This is a genomic window from Mesorhizobium sp. M0227 (assembly GCF_040321855.1).
Taxonomy (GTDB): Bacteria; Pseudomonadota; Alphaproteobacteria; order Rhizobiales; family Rhizobiaceae; genus Mesorhizobium.
The window spans coordinates 21,569-47,078 of record NZ_JAMYSJ010000020.1 but is presented as its reverse complement, the minus strand read 5'-3'; the positions used below and the strand labels follow the sequence as shown (position 1 = coordinate 47,078).

Here is a 25,510-nt window from a genome sequence, read left to right as displayed (position 1 = left end):
GGAAAGGACCATGACCCCGGCGATGACAGAGCGAAACTCGGATTGACAATCACCCGCAATTAAAGGGCCGATTCACATCCTGCTTCTTTACGCCACGCCTGGGTGTCTGGGGAGCGTCGCGACGCCGAGGCCAATGTCCTTGCGAAGACACGCAACGATCGATAGCTGCGTCGTATCGATGGATCCGCCAAGAGCTGTGTGCCGCTGTCAACGTCACCTAGACTTGCGCGCTCACAACATCTTGCACTCTTCCAGCAGGTTGATCGCGGTGTCGAGACGGTCCGGCGTCGCCTCTGGTGGATTGCCGAGAGTCGTGCCGGGCGTTTGAGTCCACCCCCCTTCGTCCATGACGATGCGCAGCCGAAGTATCGTCTTGCCGCGGCCGCGTGCATCCGACAGCCCACGATTGACGCACCAATAGGTATGCTGCGCCATGACCCACGTCTCAAGGACGCGTACGAAGAAGTCCCGTGGAGAAAGACCACGCCAGCGTTCGGCTTCCTTGCGGGCGCGCGCGAGCGGTAGACGGTCGAAGGTCTCGAAGTCGAGCGCCTCGGCGGGGGCTTCGTGAAGGCTGTGGCGCAGCCCGTCGATAACTGCTGCCGCTAATCCAGTACGCGCGTGCAAGGCGCGTTTGATCGTGGCCAGAACGTTGACTGGATTTTCTTGGGCGGCATTGTCAAGCAGCCATGCGCCTGCCGTTCTTGGTAGGCGTTTCTTTCCCAACTCTCCGATAAACTCATCGGCGACGGCTGAGCTGTACATCGGCCCATCGCCCAGCCTCTCCACGAACCAGAAGAAGAGCGCTTCGAGTGCAAGACGGAAAACCTGTCGTACCTGGACCGCGCGCCAATCAGCAGCGATCGGTGGGCAGGCGCCGGGATCGTCCCAGGCATGTGGCGGATCGGACATGCGCGCTCGTACTTCGTCCAACTCCCACTCTTGGCTGGCGAGCTCGTTGAAAGCAGCGCGAGCGAGGGCGATCCCGTGCTGGCGGGTGAGAGCCGCTAGTGGCCCGCCCAAGCGCTCAAACAACGCTTTACGCTCGATCGCGAGAGGTTTCCACATCGACCATAGCTTACCCCATCGCTCGGCGTCCTCGCGCTTGACCCTCACCGATCCGAGACGGTTGAACGCCGGGTGATCGAGCTCCACTTTGATCTTCTGCTCGAATGCATCGAGGACAGAATCCAATTCCGGCGGCGTCCGGAAGATGCCAGTGCCTTCATCTGCCCGCACGAGCCATCCCATGGTCTGCAGGCTCGGACCGTAGTTCAGCGGCGAGATCAGGCCGGTCGAATACCGGCGCATGTCGCGCCGGCGTTCCCATTCCTCCCCTCCAAAAACATAGCTTTTGACTTCGAATAGCTTCCGCATCGCCACAGCGCCTGGCAGGTCAGCACCTGGATCAACGAGAAACTGTGACCATGCGTAGAGCGCTTCGATGCGGTCGACAAAGTCGCGTATTTCGGAATCAAGCGCGCCATCCTTCTTGCCACGTTCGAGTACGCGACGGACCCGGCGCCACGCCCACGCCATTACGACATAAGGCCGAATGTGCCGCGCGACGTTGTTGAGGTTGGGCAGCACTCTATCCATTAATCCGAAATTGATCTGACGGAGCCCAAGCGGGTCAACGCCGCCCTGGCGGATGCCTATCTCGTCCAGAATCTGTGGCTCTCGCGTGGACGAGGCACTCTCGAGGAGTTCGCTGAGCGTCGCCGGCATTAGAGGGCCTTGCTCAATATGAGGCGCCCGCAACATGTCGTAACACCGAGTTGACGGAGGTCACCGGCTCTAGCTCGCGGGAAAGTCATGTGGCAGCGCGGACAGGCCGGCGGCGGCGTTTCGAAAATATACAATTTTTCGAACAGCGCTCGGTCGGTGAGGGCCTTATGAAGCTGCGGCCAGTACTCCGACTTCGCTAAGAAGCGGGAATCGATCAAGGCTGCTCCCGCGGTGGCGGCCGTAAGATAGGCGCACACTTCTTCACCTGCGGTCTTGGCGCCGCAGATTGCCGCGATGAACTCCGTGACGCCGAACCCTTGCCCGAGCAGATCTATGAAGGCCGGAATCGTCTCAAAACTGAAGGGATCGAGCGTGATCGGATCAACTCCGTGCTTCAAGAGGGTGCGCCTTACCCGCGAGGCGCCGTTCGGCGCACCATCGGTGCCATAATAGACGAGGAGCGACGCCAATGCCTGGTTGGCCATCGGCCCGCTGTACGAGGAGATCGCGGGCATTACCTTTCCGAGCCACTGCCGCACCTTGGCGGGGGACGGTCGGATTCGATCGGCGATAAAATGCATCAGGGCAAGAGCCAGCAAGGGATCGGCGCTCGCGCTTGTAGGGTCGAGCATTTTCGGCAAGAGCGCTTCAAAGTTCTCAACCGATTTTGTATTCTGCTGATCTTGCTTACGCGCGCGTTTTTCGCGTGCGTCCTGGTCATCATCGTCATCATCGTCGGTTTCTCCGTCGGCATTCCAGGCTCCGCGAGGGGTCGAAAATGCCGAGCGCAGGAGTGCCATCGCATGTTTCCACGCGACCGAACCGCCCTCTCCTACCCCTTGGTGGGTATTGCTTAGAGCCGCGCCTTGAAGGGCGCCAAGGTGCACAAATGTGAAGGCTTCATCACCGTCCTCGCCCGCAGATGTTCCTGAAATCTTGGCAGCACGGGGCAGCCTGTCCGGATCCTCGCGAAACCATGCGAGGATGGCTGCGACGTCGGCTGGGGTCTCATTGCCGGCAAGAATGGCGAAAATGCGGATCGCCATTGAACCCACACGCCGGACAAGCTCCGAGGCGGCTGAAATGGCGATAAAGCCTTCGAGCACCTTTTCGCCTTGCTCAATCCGAAGAACGAGGCGTCCGCTCTCCCAAGCCTCCTGTTCAAGTCCGGGTGCACCTATGATGAGGCGACCCTCACCATTAATGTCCCCTTGTCCCAACTCACGGGTCGTTCGGACGCTCCGCACGTAGACTGTCACGCTGCCCCGAATCGCTGGGGTGATGGCGGTCGCCTTCACCATGCCGCCCTCGAGCGAAGCCCGAAGGACACCCACGCGGTCGTTTGTCTCCTCCTCTTCGTCAGTGGTATCCACCTCGGGCCGCTGGGGCGGTGATGCCGATAACGGTTTCCAGCCTAGTTGTGCATTGCGCTGGATCCGAAGCACTGACGCCTCGACATTCGCCCCGAACAGCCCAGCGTGCGTGCTGTTGGCACTGCCGGAGATCAGCAACCTACCCCGTCGGCAGACAACTTCGATCGCCTTTGCGTGAAGCGGGCGGTCGTCGGCCGCGAACGGCGTCGCGACGTTCACAGCCTTGCGCTTGCGCGTTCCGTCGAACGGCCAACAGGCTGCGCCTAACCCGCGCACGGTTCCATCTGGATGAGCGTGCAATCGCACATTGTCGCAGGACAAAGCGTCAGACAAAGCGTCGACCCCGCGCCCGTCGAGGTCGTGATAGGGCGATACGACCGTGATCTGCAGAGCGCCGCCGAGTTCGTCGGCGAAACGTTGAATCTCCGCGGCGATCGAACCACCCACACTGTGAACCAGCCGAACATCCCCTGTCCTTGTCGCGGTACGGTTTGCGGCGCGAAGAGACTCTGCCACCCGGATGCAAGCCGGGCCGGCCTCTGTGCGAATTTGATCGGAGATGCTGAGTAGCTCGAACAGATCCGCCGCATCGTTGACCGCATCAGCTGCGAAACTCGGGTGGAGGTGTTCGACCAGCTCGAGATTGCCACCCCAACCGCCGAATGTCAGATTTCCCGAGCCAACCAGCAGATGAGCATCCTCCGCGGTAGCAAAGACGCTTATCTTCGGATGGAAAACGCCGGTAGTACAGGCGATCGGCTCAATATCATAATCGCGGCCCGCACGGCGGGCACCTTCCTCGCTCAGACCTGATCGTACACCTTCAGGATCGGCGAGGATTAGGGCCGATTGACCGCCGCCTCGGATCAGACGATCGAGAACGACAGCTTCAAAAAAAGACAGGCTCAACGCATAGGTCGTGAACGTAACACTCCGCCATGGTGCTGCAGATACCAAATCTAGCGGATCCAATCCCTAATACTCCCCCGCCCAAAAACTCGACGCGTTTGGCATCCCCGGTAATCAGTTATAAACAGTTCGTCTTTAATCTCCAACCTAGACTGCTTTCTCTGGCAGGATATCTCCACCGTCAGCCATCGGTGCGCTCCGCAGAAGGATCTGGGCGCGATTCAACGCTGCGGAAAAGGACGCTCCGAACCGAAGAGGGGCCCTGCCGGGCCCGGCGCGCGACTTCGACTTTGTCGAAATACCAGACCAACTCGTCCGCAGTCCACAGCACGCCGTAGGTGTGGGAAGCCTGCGGTGCCCGAGCCATAGGGCGTCGTCGGCCTGAGCTTGTTTGGATTCTGGGCGGTCATCTCGATAACCCCCATTTCCGGCGGGCGGAGCCGTCTGCGGTAAGCAGCCAGAGCGCCCGGCCATGGACGGAATTGGTCAGCGCGTGGTTGGCGTCTAGATACCCCTGAAGCTGGATCGCCTGCGACCCTACGCAATTATTTCTAGTTGTTTTTCCTCGGCTCTAGCCACCGATTTATATCACAATAGGTATCACAACACGTAGCACATTCACTGGTGCTTCGTGGGCGCAACCAGAGGTACGCGGTCGAAGCCGCCGCTAAATAGTGACGGTCGAGACCTCGGCGATGGCGCGCACCTGGGTGGTAAGATTGGCGGCGAGCTAATTGACGTTGTCGGTCAGGTCGCGCCACAAGCCTGCCGCAACCGGCACACGCGCCTGTCCGCCAAGCTTGCCCTCGATACCACCTCGCGGGCGACATTTGTCACCTGATCGGCAAAGGTGGCAAGCGTCTCGATCATGCCGTTGATGGTGTCGGCGAGTGAGGCGATTTCGCCCTTCACGTCCACCGTCAGTTTGCGCTTGAGATTGCCTTGCGCGACCGCTGTCACGACGTCGGCGATGCCACGCACCTGATTGGTCAGGTTCGTCGCCATCAGGTTGCCGGGGCTTCGAGCTTTCGCGATACTAGCTTCGCGCCCCTATCACCGTCGGTTCGAAAAAGAGAAGCGCCGGGTCGTCCCCGCCGCTGAATTTCCAAAACGCTTTAAAAATGCCTGCTAGGGCGTAGACTCATTATCGCGTAACCAGAGGCGGACTGCGACGAGTTTGAGAGCGGCAAGATAGTTTTCAGCCAGCTTGTCGTAGCGGGTTGCGATGCGACGGAACTGCTTGGCCTTGTTAAAGAACCGCTCGACGAGGTTGCGCGCCTTGTAGAGGAAAGGGCTGAAGCAGATAGGGTCCTTGCGGTTGGCCTTGGCCGGGATGTTGGCCCATGCCTTTCGCTCGGTGACGACAGTGCGCAAGGCGTTGGCATCATAGCCCTTATCGGCGAGCAGCATGGCACCCTCGGGCAAATCCGTAATCAAGTCCACTGCGGAGGCGATATCACTCATCTGTCCTGCCGTGAGCATCAGCTTGATCGGCCTGCCTTTAGCGTCCACAAGAGCATGGATTTTGGTTGTCAGCCCGCCTCGGGATCGACCAAGACAATGATCTCGATCCCCCTTTTTGCCGTCGCGCCCTGCTGATGGACGCGAACAATGGAGGTATCGATCATTTGCACCTCGCCGTCATGGGCTTTGGTAATATTGGCCATGAGGCGGTCCCATACACCTGCTTTCCGCCATCGGACAAAGCGATTGTAGCAGGTGGTGCGTGGGCCGTATCGCTCTGGCAGATCGCGCCATGGCGCACCGGATCGCAGCACCCAGAAGATGCCGTTGAGCACCCGCCGATCATCGACGCGCGGCACCCCTCGCGGCTTGTTGGGCAACTGCGGCTCTATCACACGCCACTCGAAATCGGTGAGGTCGTATCGGTTCATGGGCAGTCTGAATCACAAACTTGCGCAACATGAAAGCCGCAGGGTTGCGCGAGCACGGTGGAGGCGGACATTATGCCAATCCGCAAATGGACCTGTGAAGAGGTGGCAGATGCAATACGCGACAGGGCAGACGATGAAAGTTGGCGACGAGATAATTGCCGATGGGATGAGAGGCTTGATTGTCTGCGATTTTGATAACCGCGAGTTTGCAGAAGGCTATGAGACTTGGGACATGCCTACGATCGAAATGATCGGCGGCGGCACTCTGTCATCCGGCGTCATGATCGAAACCGCCGAAGCAGGCATGATCCACTATGTCCAAGGAAGTGGCGTGATCGACCACATCTCATCCCGAAGCCGGTAAACCGCGGCTTATGAGTTCACGGCCTAGAAATCCAGTGCGATCCACTCGGCCGAAACGTGAGATAGTAACTGTGAAGAAGTTGCTGATAAATGGGTTGGCTGTAATTGGCCTTGTCATACAGTCTTTTGCTGCAGTTGCGAGCGAGAACCCCTTCGAGTTGGTGGTCCCGTATGGTCACACCGGCCAAATCCAAGCAGCGGCAGCTAGTGCTGATGGCAACTGGCTGTTCACTGCGGGAACGGATGGCACAGTGGTCTTTTGGCGGCTGGACGTCGGTAAACCTGTGGCACGGCTCAAAGTCGGCGATGGTAAGGTGGCCGGCCTCTCGACAAATCAAACGGGATCCGTCGTCGTTGTCAGGGCAGAGGTGAAGAACCGCGGCGAGTACCGGTCAGCGGCAATAGTCTTGAGTTCAGACACCTTTACGGAGATTGGAAGAATTGAACGCACCGACAAGACCATTTTGGAAGCGGCGATTTCATCCGATGGAACCAAGTTGGCGACGGCTGAAGACGCCTTCCGAGTAACCATCAATGACGTTCGCAGCGGCGATCTGTTGGCGGAGACTGAGCATCTGTCAGGCCGCCCAGGCGACCTTCGATTCACTGACGATGGCGAAGCGGTGGTTGAGTCCGAGGAGGGCGTGGGCGTCCTGGTCCGAAACGCAGGTGACCTGACAATCATTCGCAAGAAGTTGCTTGCGCAATGGCAGGCACCGGTTACGATTTATGACCGACGAGCGGGCCTCACCTATATCTTCGATTTCAACTCGAAACCTCCTTCGCTGCGGGCCTATGCCCCGGATGTTTCGAAGCCGGTTGCACAACCTATTCCAATACCGCGGCGGTCACCAACCAGCATTTCGTCGACCCAAAATGGAGAGCAGTTCGCTTTTGGAGACTTTTTTGGGCGGGTCGACATTACGAAAAATGCCTCTGCTATACCCAAACTGACTTTTAACGCCGGACTCGGCGTGTTCGGGACGAAGCAGGTGCTGCTCCTGTCCTATCAAGATCCAACCCATCTTCTAGCCGTCGTTGCCGATGGTACCATCGCGCTCTGGAATACGGAGGACGGCACATTATCGAGCCAGCTCAATCCGGTCGGAACCTTTGTCCGGCAACGGGAAGCATTTTTTCTGAGTGGGGGAAGCACGCTCGTGACATCGCCCGTCGTGGAATTCGACCCCGGCGGACCGCCACCGTCGATCAGTTCGACCGACCTCACGACGTGGCGCGTCACCAAGGTGCCAGGGTACCTAGCAATTCCCCTCCCCACGTCCGACACGTACTTGGCTGTGGCAGCAGTTGCCGGTGAGGAACAGACGCAGCGTGTAAGTGAATTTCATGCGGGCGCCGCCGATCCCGCGCGGACCTTTGACTTCAATGAGTATGCGGCGGCACGCGCGACGACCGATGCCCAGGGCCGGCTTCTGCTCTGGGTCGATAGGTATGGGAAACTAAGTCTCTACGACCGCACCACGATGCGACGGATACGTGAGTATCATAACGAGTCTGAAGACGTTGCATGCCTTCGATTCTCGCCGTCTGGGGATCGTTTCTTGGTATGTGGTGATCGAGGCGCAAGCGTCTACGACGTGAATAGTCCAACGCCCGTATGGACCACACTGCTTTCAACGCAATCTACCGCCAATGATGGCGTTTTCGCTCCCGAATGCGATTGCCTTGTCCTTGTCGGAACTGGTCGAATTGATCAGTTCGATGCCCGCACTGGAGCCTTCCAGAAAACTCTCGCTATCGTGGAAGACCCGTTGGTCCAGCCGGGCCAAGAGTCGGTGTACTCAATAGTTCGTTCTAACTCCGGGGCGCTGCTAGCGAGTGCAGAAGACGGCAAACTACTAGCATTTAGGCCAACCAACCGATCATTCGAAGAGTACAGCGTAGCGGGTGGCGACCCCGAAACGGTCCGGCGTCTAAGTCTCACCGGCGACGGGCATCTTATTGTGGGCCTTGGGCAGGGGCTGACCCTTTACTCTGCGGCCGATTTTTCACGCGTAGCACAGCTATTCCAGCTACCAGACGACAGATGGGTTTTGGTTGCAACTGATGGTCGATTTGACACCAACGACTTCTCCTTGGTCAACGATTTCGTTTGGTCGTTTCCTGGACAACGACGACAGCCCTTACCTGTTGAGTATCTTGCTCAACCGCTGTTTATTCCGCACCTCCTGTTTGACATCGTTACAGGCGCGAAATCAGACGTCCCATCGATCGGCACCCTAAGTTCCGCGCAACCAACTGTTCAGCTCAGCGTCAAGCTAGTCGATACGCAACGGGCTGAGGCGACCGTGACCGTAGTGGGCACCAAGGACCAGAGAACCGGCAAGCTCAGTAATGTTCAAGACGTAAAGCTTTTTATGGACAACGTGCTCATCGAAAGAGTGCGCAGTCTCGATCTGGGCGTCGATGGAACGGGATCTCTGACGTTCGACGTCGCACTCCCCACCAGGCATGGGGGGCAGTCTGTGGAGTTCACTGCGTACGGCTTCAGCAGTTCTGGTGTGAAGAGCCGAGACGCTACCATTTCGCTTAAACTGTCCGATGACGTGGGGCCCAAGCGACCTAGCAGAGTTTGGCTGGTGACCGTCGGAGTGGGCGACAACGGTCCCGTTGACTATCGGCTATCGTACCCCCCAACCATCGCTCGAGCGATCGCCTTGTTCTTTGGCGGGTTGCTGGTGCAAGACCAGCCAAGTCGAAAATTCGTTCCGATATCGCTCATTTCGGAGCGCGCTAAGTATGGTAGGAATGGCGCAGCGGCCGGGGCTACTCTTCCAAGCCGAGACAACATTTTGAATGTACTTAAGGCACTTGCCGGCAAAGCGAAGCCCCCGGCTTCGCTCACCGAATGGCCGCTCGACCCAACGGGACAGCCGTCGAGCGTCGGTCCCGATGACATCGTCATCCTGTACTACATGGGGCACGCCGATCGCGAGGACGGGCAATTTTCCTTAATACCCTATACGCCCAATAGCGCTCCGGACCGGATCTCCGAGTCAGAGTTGGGCAACGCGTTGGCCAAAATCGATTCTGGCCCGATGATGCTGATCCTAGATACCTGCTTCTCGGGCAGCGTTGCAGCAGACGAAGGATTTAAGCCTGGACCTTTTTCTGTCCCAGGGCTGTCGCAAGTACTCTATGACAAATCGATGATTGTGGTCGCGGCCGCCGATGCTAGGGGACGTGCGCAATCCGCTGGAGACACCCCGCTAGCGGCAGCAATCCTTCGCGGAAGATTCTTTGACGAGACGAAAGGCCCTCATACGCTAAACGAGTTTCTCAATGACGTCGAAGATGAGGGCGCGCAAGTAGCTGCCCGACGCAACGTACCATTGAGCCGCCCCAACTTTTTTCGCCTAAATCGTGCTATCGTCCGCACAGCGGAGGGAATTCTTGCCACGAAGCCATAGGAGATACTATGCGGGCCATCACTATTCTGGCGTTCTTGATGCTTGTGGTGCCGTTAGCGGCAGCGAACGGGGAGGATTTCAAACTTGAGGGCTTACCCTTCGACTTGGCAACCAAGGCCGGCCCCATTCATGGTAGCGACGCAGAAGTCGGCGTTTCGTTTCTAACTCCCAAAGACAGAACCCCGAAGGGCTGGCGGGACGGCCTAAAGGAAGCTCTAGAAGCACAGCACATCTTCTTTGACGGAGATGCCGTCGAGTTGGTCTTCCGGATTAATCACGTCAGTACCTTCGAGCAGTTTGCCGCTGCACCCCTTCGGCAGTCGATCGTCGTAAGACGCAAGAACGATTCAACCGATAGCATCAACGTCCTGCTAGACGCCGAGCTAAAGCAACGAGTCTTGGACAACCTCAATCGGGTTGACACCTCGTTTGCCAAACTGGATCCACACGTCAACCTCCGGGCCGATACACGCAAAGATTTTATCGACATCACCGAGGTCTATCGCGCCTATGTAGGCACAATCACCGAGGCGACCAAACCACTATCAAAAGCCCTGTTAGATCAGTTGGACAGCGAAGCCGAATTCCTACTCTCACTGCAAGATGGTATTAAGCAGGGACAGGGCCTGTCTGAATCTCAGGTCGCGATCGTCCGAACCATCTCTTTGGATAATCAGGTCCGTTTCACGTCGTTGCTTGAGCCTCTTGGCCCCGCCGCCGTAAATTTTAAAGGAGGCAACGGTTCGATAAACGTCGAGGTATCGCTGTGGTTATTTGACAAGGGAGCCAAGACCCAGCGGGATGGATTCCGGATACGGTTTAGGCCGCTCACCCGAACTCAGTTCGATGAGATGCCGAATTTCACCACCCCTGCGCGCGGATCTGTTCCAGAAGCCTCCTTATGCTTCGTGGCGATAGATCCTCAGACAGGCACTGCTGTCAGCGATACCTTTTTTGGAGCCATGGACGTGCTCGTCGGCCAGGACCCCGCAAAGATCGACCTTTCCTTTACGAAGAAACCGGGAGTCTCATCCAGATGCACCCAATAGTTGTTAGAGGAGCTCAGGTCGTCGTCGCAGCCTTTGGCTTGTTCGGAGGATTCATTGCAAATATTTCGCCTCCCGACCACATCGCATCGACAGGGCTCGCGAGCATCTTGACCCTAATCGCCTTCCTATTGATTGTCGCGACTGCTCGAGGTCAGGATCTCACGGCGGAGGTGCAGCGGGATTGGATAAGGATTTCTGCGAGATTTTTTGCCGGGGCGTTGATACTCTTTCTCATCTACTTTTTCGCGAAGGGAGCTCTCGTATTTGCCATGCCCTCAGGTCAGGAGGTCGTGGGCGGGCTTTGGTTTTCGGCGAGGGCACTCGAAGTAATGCATAGCCAACAAGTTTCGGACCCAGCGGAGGTATTGGGCATCTTCGGAGGCGTGACGGCGCTGCACGACGTATGGCCTTTTTGGTCGCACTCGCTGGCGCAGCTGCTTCTTTACGCCTTGTATGTGGCAAGCGTTCTGAGCACGCTCTCCGCATTATTCTGCGTTTCAGAAGGAATCTTTGGCGACGCGGGGGGTTCTGCTGATGCCAAACCAACGTCGGATGATCCACCGCTCCAGTGAATTTATTCGACGATGGTACCTTCGGACTTGGAGTACTCGATGAAGAACTCAAAGCTCTTGGTATTGTCACTCCAAGTTACACGATTGCATCCGACTTCGAGCAGATTTCCGTCTTGGTCAAGAAAACGGTATTTGGTAGTTTGCTGAATTTGTGGGAAGGGTTCATCGGGACTCTCCCCACAATCGCCACCGATTAGGGAGCACTTATCGGCAGTCAGGACACTGTTTTCGATTGGATTGTCATTTCCCGCAGGCTTGAACTTGGCTTGGAACAGTCGAACTATGTTGGCAAAGCTTCCGTTGTCACACCAATTTGTCGTGGTCCGTTTAAAATTTTGAATTTCGACCCGATTGAGTTTCTCACTTTTGTCAAACCCGAACAGTGCGGAGAAACCCAAGGCCTCGCCGTTTATGGTGAGGCCGAGGTAGCTTGGAAGATCGATGAAATTCCAGCTTTTGCCGTCGGGCCGTGTGTATGTGCCCAAGGCGAAGCCTGATGTTCTGGCGGCCTGCTCGAGACTCGGTCGGTCAACTCCGAATACGAACGGGAACGGTCCGGGGAGTGCAGGTTCGGAGGCTATGGCAGATGGCGAAGATCCGCAGCCAAGAGTGAGCGTGGTAGCGATTAGTGCAGAGTAACAGGTTAATTTCTGCGTTTGCTTGGAAAGCATGGTCCCACTCCAACACCAGATCCGATTTAGATATCAGCGTATCTCATGTTCCGACACACGGCGCTATTCGAAGTTGCTCGCTGATTTTTCGAGCGCTCTCGCTGCGAGAAGATTGTCAGGAGGCGCTGGATGAAAGCGTAGGTATGGGCGGTCGAAGGAATATCCCGATCGCTCCCCTGGCCTCGAAGGCTTTATTGCGTTGATTTTATTGCGTTTCCCTTGACCTGCCACTGAGAATTTCCTCCATCTGAGATTAGAGTCCGGGCCTTGATTGAAGGACGGACTGATGAAGAGAAAGCGGTTTACGGAAGAGATGGAGTGTTCGGTTCAGCTCGCTGAACGCCTGGCCCCTTTTCGGATCATGGCGTTTGTCTGATGCTCAGAGCCGACCTGGCAAGAGGAGATCGGCATGAGCGTTTATGCAGGACTGGATACTTCACTCGACGCTGTAGCTATTTGCGTTGTCGCCGAGACCGGCGAGATGCTGTGGCAGGGAAAGGTGCTCGGTGACCCGGATGCTGTGACGGCTGCACTTCAGCGATGGCGGGACGATCTCGTTCGCGTTGGCTTGGAAGCCGGTGCGACATCGGAGTGGATCGGCGGACACCTGGTCGACGAGGGCTTCCCTGTCGTGTGTCTCGAGAGTCGACATGTCAAAGCGGCTCTGGGTGCGATGACGGTGAAGACGGACCGGAATGACGCGCAGGGAATTGCACAGATTGTGCGCACAGGTTGGTTCAAGGCAGTTCATCTGAAGTCCGCTGCCGGCCAGAGGCTGCGCACGCTCACCGCCGCGCGCAAGGCTGCCGTCAGGGCTGTCACTGCCAACGAGCAGGTCATCCGAGGCTTGTTGCGTCCCCTTGGGCTAAAGATTGGCGCCGTCACGCGCGTTCGTTTCGACGCAAGGGTTCGACAGCTGGTCGGAGCGGATCGGCTGTTGCTGGGTATCTTTGAACCGCTCTTGCGGATGCACAGGTGTCTGCGCGAGAATCTGGCGGATCTGCACCGGTTCATCCTGAGAGCGGTTCGAGTCGATCCCATCTGCCGTCGCCTCATGACCATGCCTGGCATAGGACCCGTCACCGCGCTCACCTACAGGGCAACGATCGATGATCCCAAGCGCTTCCGCCGATCCAGATCGGTCGGTGCGTATCTCGGCCTCACACCGCGAAGATACCAGTCTGGAGAAGTCGACAGGGTCGGTCGCATCACCAAAGTGGGTGACAGTGAGACGCGAACGGCCTTGTTCGAGGCGGCAAACGTCATCCTGCGCCCGACGACCCGATGGTCGAGCATGAAGGCTTGGGCGATGAAGATTGCCAATCGACAGGGTGCCCGACGTGCGAAGGTCGCCCTGGCCAGACGAATGGCAGTCACCCTTCACCGCATGTGGGTTGACGAACAGGATTTCCGTTGGTCGGCAGCTTAGGCTGAGCTGTCCACGGAATAGCGAGCGCTCGATGCAGGGCGCGGTCCGGACGAGTTCGCATGATCTGTCGTTGCCGGTTCCCGAGCACGCTGAAGAGCTTTGAACCGATCGGACCCACGGACACCATCATGCCGGCGGCTGCGTGCCGACCGCGAACAGAAGCAAAGAACCTGCATCGAACGTCACATCTTGACTGGGGGACACCGAATACAGAAGCAGATCATCGCGGTTCTGCGCGAGCATGAGGCGGGTGTAAAGGCGGGCGATCTTGCCCGCAAGCACGGGGTCTCGGAGGCGACGCTGTATAACTGGAAGGCCAAGTATGGCGGGATGGACTTCTCTGACGCCAAGCGGCTGAAGGCTCTGGAAGACGAGAACGCCAAGCTGAAGAAGCTGCTCGCCGATCAGATGCTGGAAGCCTCGGCGCTGCGTGAGCTTCTGTCAAAAAAATGGTAGGGCCCGCCGCCAAGCGCGAAGCCGTCGCGCATCTGCAGGCCGTCATGGGTCTGTCGGAGCGTCGGGCCTGTTCCTTTGTGGGCGCCGATCGCAAGATGATCCGCTACCGGTCAAGGCGTCCGCCCGAGACGGAGCTGCGTGGCAGGTTGCGCGACCTCGCCAATGAGCGCCGACGCTTTGGCTACAGGCGGCTGTTCATCCTGCTCAGGCGCGAGGGCGAGGCATCTGGGGTCAACCGCATCTATCGTCTGTACCGCGAGGAGGGCCTGACGGTGCGCAAGCGCCGGGCAAGGCGGCGAGCGGTCGGCACGCGGGCGCCGATCCTGGTCGAGGCAAAGCCGAACGCGCGCTGGTCGCTGGATTTCGTGCATGACCAGTTCGCCTGCGGCCGCAGGTTTCGCGTGCTCAACGTCGTCGACGACGTGACGCGCGAATGCCTGGCGGCGATCCCGGACACCTCGATCTCCGGCCGTCGGGTTGCCCGTGAACTGACGGAACTGATCACCCAGCGCGGCAAGCCACGCATGATCGTCTCCCATCACGGCACCGAGTTCACCTCGAACGCCATCCTCGCCTGGTCGAAGGATTACAGGATCGAATGGCACTACATCGCGCCGGGCAAGCCGATGCAGAACGGCTATGTCGAGAGTTTCAACGGCCGGATGCGCGATGAGCTGTTGAACGAGAGCCTGTTCTTCGGTCTCGACCACGCCCGAAGCGCCATCGCCGAATGGAGGGAGGACTTCAACACCGCGAGGCCACATTCCTCGCTCGGCTACCAGACCCCGGCAGCCTATGCCCAGGTCATCACCGCAACCGGCTCCGACGCTGTGCTGATGGAAGGCTCCGCGCCTCCGCCGGTTGCTCAACCCGCGCCACAAGGCGTAACAAAAACGGTCGAGGCTCTAATCGCAGCTGGATGACAGTTCAGTAGCAGGTCACCCTAGACATAAATCTGAAGTCGTACCGCATCCAGCGCTTGCTGTCCCCGATCAGGCTTGCATGACCGTCGAAGTCGTTCTTCTTCACCTGCTGCCCGACACGTCTACAGCCAGGTTCCCGCCGCAACGCCTCCGACACCAGTTTATCGTCGTGACGTCTTATGTCGCTTTTTGGTTGAGCGAGCCGACTTTTGTGGCGCAACCTTGCCAAGGACATCCGCGATTGCGCTTCGGGACGGCGAGAAGAAATACCCTCCAGCGGTTGGGTATACCCATTCCACCCCTTTGGGCGTGTCAACACGAACCTGATCGCTTCCAACGATCATAAAGCGGGAACGAGCGGGCGATGTCCCCTGCCCAATGATCAAGTCTTCGCCCGATTTTCCGGTGAGCTGAGGCGTAGGTTTGCCCTCGTCGTTTGCCCAGAACGATTGCAGGAATTCGAACTGGTCGCGAATAGATGCCTGATAGCCGAGGAACAGCAGTCCGCGGTCACCATCAGCAGGATCAACTTCGCTGGCGATAGGTAGCGGATCACCGAATGGAATGCCGCGCCGCAGAATGCGCCTGATGAGGGAATTGACCTCGCCTCCCTGGTCTGTCGCCAGCGCCCGTGGATTGACCTTCCTTATGTGTGATGCCGCAGGACATAACTCGCCCGACGGGTCACCTATCGCTGGCGGGAAGCCATCGGCGGCAGTGCCAGCACTGAGAAAGTCGAAATCGTTGTTGGCGCCTAACGTCCTGGCAAGACGCTCGTCGTCCTTGGCCGAGGCACGAAGAAGCGGAGCTCCGCTGCGCCATCTGCCGACCACCATAGCTCCAAAATGCTCCGGGGTGAGGCCTGAATATTCCGGGCGCGACGACAGCTCACGCGCGGTCCTGCTCAAGAAACGATTGAACGCAGGGACGTCCTGGTTGAGCCTACGGTAGACAAGGAAGGATCCATTCCTGGCCCAAAGCGGCCCGATTGGAGGAACGCCAACAACCACGTCATTGGCCTGGTTACCAAGCGGCCAGGGCGCAGCCGCATTCCGACCGCTGGCTACGCTCTGCCTGGGATAGCCCAGCACGAACTCGCCAGGACATATCAGGGGGCGCCCAGGAGAGGCAAATTCGATGGTGGTGCCGGCAGGGCTTGAGCCATCGCGCGGCGCCAAATAGTCGCCAATACCGGGGGACAGGCGGCCACGCACCGCCGGCTGAGACACGCCGTCTTTGAACCCAAAATGCTCCCGCCCGCGAGGAAAAGACCCCGGGGCCCCAGTGTGGCCGAGGTCGCGGCCGTAATCTATGTGCATCTCGACAAGACCGGCCTGCTCTACCAGCGCCCGCTCGCTCGCCAGCCTGTCCAGCAGATCCTCTTCCCGATCAGCTGCAATAATCAGAAGGATGTCAGGGATCTTTCCAGAGGCACCAAAAATCCATTTGGAGATGTGCCCGCGCACATTTGGATCCATAGGGTCTCCAAGCCTTCCGACCGCTGCAGCCATTCCACCGGCGAAGACCGGATCGAACTGGGTAGCATCGGGAACTAACCGGAGAAGGGCCGGATAGGAGAGCGCGATATTCATCCAGATTGACGACAGGTTGCCAGGGTCCGCCCCGGAGGTGCCGCCCGCAAATGCTCTGAACTTCTTTTTGAACGATGCGACTTCGTCAAGCCACGTCAGACGCGCGGCACAATCATGCAGCCAGGATCGCGTCGAGACAAGATCGTTCTCGGCCATCCGCAGAAACATGAAGACCTGCAGGTCCTTGTTGAAGCCGCCGAGGACGTTTCCCTGAATTTCCTCAGCCTCCAGCACCGGCTCGAGCGGATAGCTTAGGCTCATCGCGTAAAGTTCGGCGTGCGTGAGTAGCGGCGGGAACCGTCATTTGCGTTGGCAGGGAAAAGCTGTTCCCAATGAGTCTTGAAATGTGTGTCGCGAGCGGTCAGCAGACTGGTCATCTGCGGCGACACGCCGCCAGCTGGGCACGTCTGACCGAACGGTATGGCCTGGATGAAGTCCGGATGAGTCGCATCCCGGCAGGGCGCGAAAACGCAAGCGACGGGATCTTGGGCAGGAGCACCCGGGATGGAAAGGGCATAAAGTGTCATTGTAACGACATCGGCGAGCTGCCCTCCGGTCACAACTGCCTCGCCGTGAAGGCTAAGGTCACCAACACGGAGTTGTTTGCCACTTACCGTGACCCCGTCAGGGACGCGGAACTTTGCGCGCAAAATCATGTCGCTGACATCCTTCGGCTCGGGCCGCAGCACCGTCCAGCAGCCTTCTTGCTCCTGGAAAGGTGTGCCATCGGCCAAGGTGAAGATGTTAGGCTGGATGCCCCTGATGTAGAGACCGATGGGATTTCTCAATGCGACGCGGCGCTTCAGCTGGATGACCTGAGTGTTGACGCCCGAGCCGATCGTCGGATCGCTCATCCTGTTGATGCCGCCGTAGGCCGCACAGCAGACGAGATCAGGGTCGCTCGTGACAGGGACCGGATTGCCGTAGGGCCGCGTTGCTAGGAGGGCGAGGTAGATCTCGGCCCCCAGCGTATTGGCCGGGTGTGTGAGATGCACAGCATGGGCCGCGTTCCAGCGATTGTACCGGTTGTACGAACCTTTGGGAAACCGCTCTGCAGCATTGCCGCCGCTATAGGGATTGAGCCAGGTGAGATCGCGATCAAACCGAAGGTCATCGAGGGCTACTGAATTGTCCTCGCAGATTTCTCGATAAAGCCCAAGGAGAAGCTTTTCGTCGGTTGCAATCCGGTCCCAATATTCGGGCCCTTCGCAGGTGAAAACGACTTCGCTGATGACGCCGTCAGCATCACGCTTAACGGACCATTCGAGATACTCATCCTGGGATCTGTAGAGCGGACCTTGAAAGGGCTTTCCAGCAGAATCGCGGAACGGATCGTAAGCGCGCAAGTCTACGGGGTCCATTGCGCCGACGGGGCGTGGCTCATCCACCAGTTTCGCAGCAGTGGCTACGGACGGCCCGACGATCCGCTTGATGGTCCGGGGCAGCCCCGTCCATTCGGGGCTCGCCTGCCTCGGGTTGCTTCCTGCGGGAGGATCTATGGAACTGAATGCCGCGGGGAAATCTGTTGCTCCGCTTCCTGCGAGACTATTCATTTCGTTGTGCCAGTCGGCGTACAACTGATCGCGTGCCGGCGATCGGTCGAAATCCTTCAGGAATGCGGGTGGAAGGAATGTCTGTGCCATATTTTCCCCTCGGAGTTCTCCAGAAATCGTTGTTGAACGAGACCGCGCGCCTTGCCTGGCATACAGACATGCCTAAAAACGCCCGGCACAATGTTGTGATTTTGCCGACAAGCCGCAATTTCATCCATGGGATTCATACGCCCCACGAACGAACCGATTAAGTGCCCGCAAGTCTCCATTCCCTGTCACCGTGCCGGCCTTATTCGCGCAATTCTCAGCCTTTCCGCTGGCGAGCTCGAGAAAGGGCGTCCAGAGCGGCGCTTGCATTGTTGCTAGCCTTCGCGGCGGCCGGTTGATTTCCTGCGGCCCGGCGTCTTGGGTTTCGACGCATCAGGAGCAGCGGCTAGGTCCTCTGGTTCGACAAGATAGCGGACATTAATGGTAGGCTGACCAACTTTGGAGAGAGGAAATCTCGTTCCGATTGCCCGTTGCCCAGGGACATGGATCTCGATGGAAAGCCGCCGGTCAAGGACCTTTGCCGGAGCGACGCGAAAATCGACCGCCACCTTGGCGTTCTGGCTGCAATTCTGGCACATGCCCGGATTGGTCGGCTGGAAGAACGCCTGGCGCGCAACCTCCTTCCCATCGGCGAGAAGATGGACGACGAAAGTACCGGGTATCGCAGCGCGATTAATGTCCTTGACCCTGATGGATAGCGGTGCAGCGCCGTCGATCCGGAACGACTTCACGGCGGCTACGTTGCCGCCCATGTTCTCGAAGGTCATGGTCGGCACCCCCTTGGCTGGCGGAGCGTAGTCGACATCAGCCATCGCGATCGCATCGGAAACGTGGGCTTCAAAGGGAGGCAGCACGCCCAGGGCGGGCACGTCGAGCCATGCCGTCGGTTCGAGGCAGGTCGACTTAAATCCCGCCAGCGTGGTTGCTTGATGCTCTTTTTGCCATTGCAGCCAGATCCGATCGAGATTGCAATGATAGAACCAGAAGCTGGGGTCGAACGAGGAGATGTCCTGGTTTTCCATCGTTGTCCCACTCGCCACGTGACCGTTGTCGTGAGCTGGCCAGAAAGTCCTGTTGAAGGCTTCCCAGGATGTTTGCTTCAGCGAGTTGGCGATCTGAAAGGAGATGTTGTAACCCTTCATGTTGGTCATAATATCGGCAGCAGGATAGTGACTTGTCGTGAGCGGATCGTACCCATGCCCGATCTGGCCCTGTAGGCGATATTGCGCGAACGGCTCCTCATAGAGGAATGCGGGAGGTTTGGTCGTGATGTCCCAATAAGGCAACGTCAGGGCGCTGCAGCCTGGCACCGATCGAAGCGCATCTTCAAAACGCCTGAGGTGGATACGATGCCACGCCAGAAAACGGTTCTCATGGTGCAGGCAGTGGAAAAGCGGGTTCTGGTCGATCGCTGGAAACCAATGGACGCCTGCAAGGGCAAAGTAGCTCTGGGCGTCGGACGGGTCACGCGCCATGATACCTCTGAAGCCATCCTTGAGCTTTCCGAGTCCTTTTGTGCTCAAAGCCGAAACCTCGGTGCGCACGCGTGCCGGCGGCCCCGCCATGGCGAACGCATTCACCTGCCCGGCGCTTTGCACAAGGGGTTTGCCAAGAGGATAGTTGTCGGTAATCCAGTTCAGAAAAGTCTGGACGCGGTTCTTGCTCCATTTTGCAGCGTCGAGCGGCATGGCGCCCGACTGTGTCTGTGAATAGATAGATACCGCATTGGTCACGACACCATTATACGTTCCGAGATCGATGCTTTTCTTGAGCATGTGATCGATATCGACCGGGGTGAAGAAACTCCGGATTTGGCCAAACCAGTTCGGATGATCAACCAGAGTATCATTGTCGGTTTCTACCATCGCGGCCGTCCCTCTGGCTAGGAAAAGTCTCAGTGAACGCGCTCGCCCGATGCCAAAATTGCCCCACCAACTGTCGGAACCTGCCGGTAGCTCACACTTAATTCATTGCCATAATACGATTGGATGCCGCTAAAAAACATGTCGAAACAATCAGAGGTGCGTCTTATCGACTTGAATATACTTTGCATCTCATGTGCCGACAACATGCCCCTGTCTCGCATCAATGGTTCTATCGACAGATGTGAATGTCCAAGATCAACATCAATACCGTCATGAGTCTGAAATGCCTCAAATAACGGCGAGGCAAATGGATACGACTTCTTTAGGAATCTGTATTTATCCACAATGCTCTCGCTCGTGGCCGGCTCGGACAATGGCTGCATCAGCGCAAAAACGCTTGCGTACTGTAGCTCCCCGCCTTCTGCTGCCTCCCAAAGGTGATTGAGCAGGCCCATCGTCGATGGCAGCGGAACACGATTGTTGATATTGCCTTCCGAAAGGCCGCATCGGATTAACCCACGGCGAAATATCTCGTCATGGAACGCTTCCTCCGCGAAGTGGCTCCACAGGCCGCCCAAGGATGCCGTCGGACCGTCAATTCGACTTGCACCTCTGGCCATATACTCGCGTGCAGCACGCACAAATATATAAAACTCGATTCCCCAACCCAGCACCTGATCCCGGATAGCATGGGCTCCAAACAGAGAAAGCGGGAACCGCTGGCACATAACGTGCTTGTTCCAGAACCGGCCAGCACTCCGAACTCTTTCGATCGCGCTGCGCGCGTCGGTCATCTCTCCGAAAGACGCATTCAGGACAAAATCTTCCGACGAAAGCATGTCCAACAGACTGTTCACGCTCGCAATCGAATATCCCGTTTGAGAAGCAATTTCCTCAACGCTTCCGACCTTTTCGATAGCGTCGAAAACGGCCGCGCACAGCATGGCGCTATCCCCCGAAAAACGGAGACGGACTTCCGCATCCTCAACAAGGCAGCTGTCTTCGATCATTGTGAGCGCGACGTCAGGATGGCGAATAAACATACCGGTCCCTCGGTGAATTTGTTTGAACAAACCGGTATCTTATGCCTGCCCGGTACGGTGACGTATAGTAATATCTTTCAATTTCATCGAACCACATAGAGAGCGTCTCGCGAAACAGGCTAACAGTTTGCAATATCGTGTTTGCTCTTTCTTCCTCAATATATTCTATAGGGTTAAAGACGTCGGCCATTACATCGCCATGCTCGAACTCCTCATCGAGATCAATGTGCCGCACCATCGGTTCTACAAATCCGCTTTGATCAAGGTCGTAATTTTTCTCAACCAACCCGTAGAATTCTCTCGCTCTGCCTGAATCACTGCCCGTGGACTCAAGAAGGCCCGAGCAGGCGGCGTAAGCCAGGGGATCGATCCGCGCGGCACGCCGAGCCATATTCAAGACAGCTAGAGTAGACGGCAATGGCCCCAATTCATCAATATGAAGAGGATCTATCTTTCTTCTTGAGAGGCTCTCCGCAAAGAATTTGTAATGATCGTACTCTTCCGAATAGTGGTGGGCGAAAATCGATTTTATACGCTGATCTTGGCATAACGATACAGCATATGACAGGCGGGCGTTTGCGCCGCGAATGAAATGATAGGATTCAATCAGCCAGCCATCCACGACGCCAGATCTAGCGGTGCCATCAGCAAGCGAGGTCCAAAGCCGATGAGAGAAGAGCGTGTCATTCCATTGCTTGTAGCAAGAGGACAGAACAGCAGAAATTTGGCTGCCCTTGAAAAAGGGTAATTTCTCCGCAGTGACGAGCTTCTCTCGGGAAAGGGTCAGCAGAAACTCTCGAACAATATCGATATCAACATTATACCTTGCCGCCAGATCCAGAGGCGAAGCCTGATCATTAATATCCCTTATTATTGAAAATCCTATACCGGGAGGAATCCCTTCGAATTTTATCTGTTCCTGGCTGTTTGACAAAACCAAGGATTTTCGAAAAGAGTCCACTGAAAGAGGGAAACTGAGCGAGACGTTGCTGTCCATTTCAAAGTGCCTTGCCAAAGAAGCAGACGACGTTTGAGCCGTCTGCTCCTTGCCTACTTAACGATGACGCCTATTGCCTTGGAAACCACGACCTTTCGTTCTCGGCTTACCTGGATCGTGATATCCTGGCCGCGGCCGGAAGGGTCCGTTTCGACAATCTTCACATTCTTGGCGGTACCAGGGGGAACGTGAACGATGACATCCTCACCGGTGGCAGTCTTTTCTTCTGACATTTTCTCCTCCATTAGATGCAAGAAGAGTTTCTGCCTGTCAGCTTTTGGAGTCAACAAATTTACGTCACAACTTCTAAATAACTCAATATATGCGTTTTATACACGCGATTCTTACCCCGCAATCTTGTATCGATGGCGCGCTCGTCGGCTCGGCCGACAACATCTCGTCAAAAATGCAACTTCACGACCATTTCGCAGCAGATCACGTGCTACTTTTTCAGTGGCCTATTACCGGATTTCATGCCCTCGTTCGCGGCCTCCATTTCTGCCGAGGTTAGGATACAGACGTGCCGGTTTTGCCGGGTGTTCCTACCCCAGATGGTTCAAGCTTCAGGATGGCGACCGACGCCGTCCCGCATATCGGTTCCCTGGCCGCTCCCGTGTTTACGATGCAGTCGGTCAGCGCCCCCGGAACCAGCCCGGCAGACGTTTGTCTTCTGCAAGATCCAGTTCAACGCGCAAACCATCGCTAGTCTCAACACCGATCGTAAACGCGCCCCAGGCGTAGCAGGAGAAAGTCGCTTGGCCGTCGATCACGCGTACAATCTCGGAACTCGGCGTGAAGGTTGGATGGAGATAGAAGGTCACCGGCCCAAGCAGTGGCTGGCCGGCGTTGTGGCTGGCCACCATGAGACGGAGTGCCAGGATCTCCTGGCTGACGGATTCCTCAAAAGACTTCAGCGACAGGGTGATGCCTTTGTAGTTTGCGCTTCCACCAAACCGGCCCTTATGGGGGTCGTCGTCGAGAGCGCTCGTCATGCTGCCGCTCTCGACGAGATCCATCACCTTAAGCGCTGCGGCCCTGACCGATGGTGCTAACGAAGAGAGTGGAGTGGCTAGCGATGATGCGAGCTGCCGGACAAGCGCGCTATCCGGCTTTAGCCACCGCTCCGCCACACCGGAACGCAGTATGGCCTCAATGACAAACCCGGCTGCAGGCTCGATATTCGACACATCGAACCTGCGAATCGGCTCCCTTGAACCGAAGCCTTTCGCAACCTCGGGAGACCGGCTGAGTATGTTATTTAGTCCATCAACGAGCCGGGCCAGGTCGATTTGGATCTCGCTTACCGAGCCCGTCGCAGGCCCCGCGCCGGTCCTGGTAGGCGCGGTGCCGGCAACAAGCCATGGAATCGCTCCCGGGTTGGCCCTGGCGGCAGTCGCGGCGATCAACGGATCGACGGCCATTGCCGGATCACCCACGCTGTGGCCGGACGCCCAGCGCCAGGCAATCTCCAGCATGGGCGCGACCAGCAGCCCCGGCGCGGACGGCAATGCTCCGGGCTGATCGGCTGCCAGCCTCCAGCCCAGGCAGCGCACGTCCGGCCAGTCCTTGTACTTCGCGAGCTTGTTGTGCAAGGTTGTGGCCTCGTTGATGCCCGCCGTCAGTTTGCCGGGCGCATCCGAAAGCACGGTCGTAAGACGCTCGACCGCGCTCCCGGATATGGCGATCACGGCAGCCGCCGCATAAAGATGCAGATAGGGATCGTCGTCATCGATAATCATCGCGGCAACCGAAGGATCAAGCGGCGCGGTCCGCGTGCGCAGCTTGTGCAGCAGTGTCTCCGCCGTGGCGATCGCTTCCGCTAGACGGTTACCTGCGGTGCCTGCCGCCAGCGACACCATGGTTGTGCGTGCAGGATCTATGCCGCGCCGCTTGCGTATTCGCGCATCACCCTTCTCCTGGGCAATGACCGAGGTTTGTGCATAGGACAGCAGCACAACTGTCCTTCGGCGCTCAATTGCATAAACAGTCTGCTCGACAATCTTGCGCTCGAAAGTCTCATAGCGCAGAACAAACGGACCGGGCGCAACGGAATGCCCGACAATCATCCAGCTGGCCGCCACACCATTGTAGATGCGCTTCTGGTCACGGCTGATCCTTCTGCCGTTTGGATCGCGCAGTTCGATATTCTGGCCAAGATCTGTCTTGGTCTGGTCGTCCGTAGCCAGGACAGCGACAAGGATTTCGGCGCCGCGCGTCAGGGTTGGCTGTGCCGCGATGGCGTTGGCAATCTCCTTGAGCCGGCCATCTTCAGGCGGACCGTCGCTTGCACCGGAGCCGACGTCTTCGGGTATCCGCAATGTCGCACTCTCCCGAAGCCGAACGATCCACTGCCGGCCGCGCTCGCCCGCGGCCCATCGAACAGTGTAGACACCCTCGGAAAACGCCTGGTCGAGCAGTGTCACGCCGCTCGCAACTCTGGAGAAGCCGCCGTCGGTTACCGATATCTCAGCGCCCAGCGGTGCGGTCACCACTAGGCGCCCACTGCCTCGCCTGCTGGCTGTGGTTGCCGCTTCAGATGCTGACATGGGTATCTCCCGGACCAACATGGGGGAAGGCCTTGAGTTCCTGGCCAGCAGCGGTTTCCAACGCATAGACACCTGGCACAAGCGGTATCGACTGCGGCTGCAGCGTTCCAGTCAGGGGCATACGGATATTGGCGGGCCCGCCAACCAGCATGATTCCAACACCGAACGTCGCCTGCGAGAAAGTAACGACCAGATTGGAGCCCGCGCCGATGACGGGGCCGGAGGCGAGCACAAGTTGCCAGGGCCGTGGCTGTTCATTGAAGTCTGGATACTGGGAGGCCGGTCTCACGAGATCGACTATACCTCCCGACACATAATCATCGAGATCACGAAAGGTCAGCCGGCCTCCCTTGCGATGCTCACGCAGACCGTTGACGAGCAACTTCGAGAATGCGCCGCGGCTAGGCGCGTCGTGCGGAACCTCATAGGCGACGGCCTGAGGCTGGGCACTGCGCGCTATTCCGCAACGCTGGTGATGGCCGGGGTCCGCGATGCGGTCCCAGAGGCCTGCGGGACGCGACACCTTGATCGATGCATCACTACGGCATGCGTCAAGGAACAGAACCAGTTCGGGCGGGCCCTGCGCCTTAAGCATCCGCATCATGTCGTCGCAAGGCACCAAGCCCGCGGTCCGCGTCGTCGGGTGATAGTTGCCACCAACAAAACAGGTCTGGGGGTCCTCCAGATAGGACTCCGGCCGGGTCTGGAGACCGTGCCCAGCGAGGAAGACGTAGAGCCGGGACGCGCCAGCCGCAAGGGCGGCGGTCGCGACGAGCCCGATCGCCATGTTGATTTCCGACGCGGTGGGAGGTCGCCCGAAATCTGGCGCTACCATAGGCCATTTCTTCGGCGTGAGCATGAATTGATGAAGCCGCTGGAGGTGAGCGGTTGTCGGCGATGGACATGTCCAGAAATAGAGATCGTTCGGCTGGACATTGCCCCCATCAGGGTGAAGTGCCCATTCAGCGAACTCCCCGGCGTCCGCAACCGCACCGTGCAGCTTCTCCATTCCCGAATCGGTTGGATAATCATTGATTCCGACGATGAAAGCCCAGGCCGCCATCGGG

18 protein-coding genes and 2 pseudogenes are annotated in these 25,510 nt (G+C 57.9%); 6 read left to right on the top strand and 14 right to left on the bottom strand.

The annotated features are described in order from the left end of the window. Nucleotides 1-231 precede the first annotated feature (231 nt). The 5 genes and pseudogenes from NKJ00_RS23310 to NKJ00_RS23290 form a co-directional block, all read right to left on the bottom strand. Nucleotides 232-1,728: a septum formation inhibitor-activating ATPase gene (locus tag NKJ00_RS23310; RefSeq protein WP_352631394.1), complete on the bottom strand. Its 1,497-nt coding sequence runs from the start codon at nucleotides 1,726-1,728 to the stop codon at nucleotides 232-234. Continuing rightward, nucleotides 1,728-4,073 (bottom strand): phospholipase D-like domain-containing protein, encoded by a 2,346-nt coding sequence (locus tag NKJ00_RS23305; protein WP_352631392.1) that lies wholly within the window; start codon nucleotides 4,071-4,073, stop codon nucleotides 1,728-1,730. Before NKJ00_RS23305 ends, NKJ00_RS23310 begins: the two co-directional genes overlap by 1 nt. A gap of 118 nt (nucleotides 4,074-4,191) precedes the next feature. After that, nucleotides 4,192-4,377: a family 16 glycosylhydrolase gene (locus NKJ00_RS23300; RefSeq protein ID WP_352631390.1), complete on the bottom strand. Its 186-nt coding sequence runs from the start codon at nucleotides 4,375-4,377 to the stop codon at nucleotides 4,192-4,194. Nucleotides 4,378-4,743: 366 nt separating this feature from the next. After that, nucleotides 4,744-5,021, bottom strand: a pseudogene (locus NKJ00_RS23295) (HAMP domain-containing protein); the annotation flags it as partial. Between the two features lie 117 nt (nucleotides 5,022-5,138). Then, a pseudogene (locus tag NKJ00_RS23290) lies at nucleotides 5,139-5,905 on the bottom strand (IS5 family transposase). A 109-nt stretch (nucleotides 5,906-6,014) separates the two neighbouring features. On the opposite strand from NKJ00_RS23290, the gene NKJ00_RS23285 reads away from it, so the two are divergent. From NKJ00_RS23285 to NKJ00_RS23270, 4 genes are all read left to right on the top strand, one after another. Continuing rightward, complete coding sequence (locus tag NKJ00_RS23285) at nucleotides 6,015-6,269, top strand: hypothetical protein (RefSeq protein ID WP_352631388.1); 255 nt, start codon at nucleotides 6,015-6,017, stop codon at nucleotides 6,267-6,269. Between the two features lie 70 nt (nucleotides 6,270-6,339). Beyond that, entirely contained in the window at nucleotides 6,340-9,699 is a 3,360-nt protein-coding gene (locus NKJ00_RS23280; RefSeq protein ID WP_352631387.1) for a WD40 repeat domain-containing protein, read from the top strand. A gap of 8 nt (nucleotides 9,700-9,707) precedes the next feature. After that, nucleotides 9,708-10,748 (top strand): hypothetical protein, encoded by a 1,041-nt coding sequence (locus NKJ00_RS23275; protein WP_352631386.1) that lies wholly within the window; start codon nucleotides 9,708-9,710, stop codon nucleotides 10,746-10,748. Further along, nucleotides 10,736-11,320, top strand: a complete 585-nt coding sequence (locus tag NKJ00_RS23270; RefSeq protein WP_352631384.1) for a hypothetical protein — start codon at nucleotides 10,736-10,738, stop codon at nucleotides 11,318-11,320. The genes NKJ00_RS23275 and NKJ00_RS23270 overlap by 13 nt, the downstream gene beginning before the upstream one ends. A 2-nt stretch (nucleotides 11,321-11,322) precedes the next feature. Here the strand turns inward: NKJ00_RS23270 and NKJ00_RS23265 are convergent, their stop codons facing one another. Next, nucleotides 11,323-11,991, bottom strand: coding sequence for a hypothetical protein (locus NKJ00_RS23265; protein WP_352631382.1), 669 nt, complete (start codon nucleotides 11,989-11,991; stop codon nucleotides 11,323-11,325). Between the two features lie 409 nt (nucleotides 11,992-12,400). Here NKJ00_RS23265 and NKJ00_RS23260 point away from each other — a divergent pair, with 409 nt between their 5' ends. Next, nucleotides 12,401-13,420 carry an IS110 family RNA-guided transposase gene (locus NKJ00_RS23260; RefSeq protein WP_352631380.1) on the top strand — a complete coding sequence of 340 codons (1,020 nt, stop codon included), beginning with the start codon at nucleotides 12,401-12,403 and terminating at the stop codon, nucleotides 13,418-13,420. A 189-nt stretch (nucleotides 13,421-13,609) separates the two neighbouring features. Further along, a protein-coding gene (locus tag NKJ00_RS23255) for an IS3 family transposase (RefSeq protein WP_352631378.1) occupies nucleotides 13,610-14,799 on the top strand; the annotation gives its coding sequence in 2 pieces (ribosomal slippage) (nucleotides 13,610-13,862 and nucleotides 13,862-14,799; 1,191 coding nt in all). A 161-nt stretch (nucleotides 14,800-14,960) separates the two neighbouring features. On the opposite strand, the gene NKJ00_RS23250 is transcribed toward NKJ00_RS23255, so the two are convergent. The 8 genes from NKJ00_RS23250 to NKJ00_RS23215 all read right to left on the bottom strand — a co-directional run bounded on the left by NKJ00_RS23250 (nucleotide 14,961) and on the right by NKJ00_RS23215 (nucleotide 25,506). Continuing rightward, complete coding sequence (locus NKJ00_RS23250) at nucleotides 14,961-16,652, bottom strand: Dyp-type peroxidase (RefSeq protein ID WP_352631376.1); 1,692 nt, start codon at nucleotides 16,650-16,652, stop codon at nucleotides 14,961-14,963. Next, entirely contained in the window at nucleotides 16,649-18,034 is a 1,386-nt protein-coding gene (locus NKJ00_RS23245) for a DUF8225 domain-containing protein (RefSeq protein ID WP_352631374.1), read from the bottom strand. Before NKJ00_RS23245 ends, NKJ00_RS23250 begins: the two co-directional genes overlap by 4 nt. 272 nt (nucleotides 18,035-18,306) lie before the next feature. After that, on the bottom strand, nucleotides 18,307-19,857 hold the full coding sequence (locus tag NKJ00_RS23240) for a tyrosinase family protein (protein WP_352631372.1): 1,551 nt from the start codon (nucleotides 19,855-19,857) through the stop codon (nucleotides 18,307-18,309). A 29-nt stretch (nucleotides 19,858-19,886) separates the two neighbouring features. Further along, nucleotides 19,887-20,867 carry a hypothetical protein gene (locus tag NKJ00_RS23235; protein WP_352631370.1) on the bottom strand — a complete coding sequence of 327 codons (981 nt, stop codon included), beginning with the start codon at nucleotides 20,865-20,867 and terminating at the stop codon, nucleotides 19,887-19,889. 13 nt (nucleotides 20,868-20,880) lie between these two features. After that, entirely contained in the window at nucleotides 20,881-21,897 is a 1,017-nt protein-coding gene (locus NKJ00_RS23230; RefSeq protein ID WP_352631368.1) for an iron-containing redox enzyme family protein, read from the bottom strand. A 53-nt stretch (nucleotides 21,898-21,950) separates the two neighbouring features. Continuing rightward, nucleotides 21,951-22,130, bottom strand: coding sequence for a hypothetical protein (locus NKJ00_RS23225; protein WP_352631366.1), 180 nt, complete (start codon nucleotides 22,128-22,130; stop codon nucleotides 21,951-21,953). A 399-nt stretch (nucleotides 22,131-22,529) separates the two neighbouring features. Then, entirely contained in the window at nucleotides 22,530-24,386 is a 1,857-nt protein-coding gene (locus NKJ00_RS23220; protein WP_352631364.1) for a pYEATS domain-containing protein, read from the bottom strand. A 43-nt stretch (nucleotides 24,387-24,429) separates the two neighbouring features. Next, on the bottom strand, nucleotides 24,430-25,506 hold the full coding sequence (locus NKJ00_RS23215; RefSeq protein ID WP_352631362.1) for a caspase family protein: 1,077 nt from the start codon (nucleotides 25,504-25,506) through the stop codon (nucleotides 24,430-24,432). Nucleotides 25,507-25,510 lie beyond the last annotated feature (4 nt).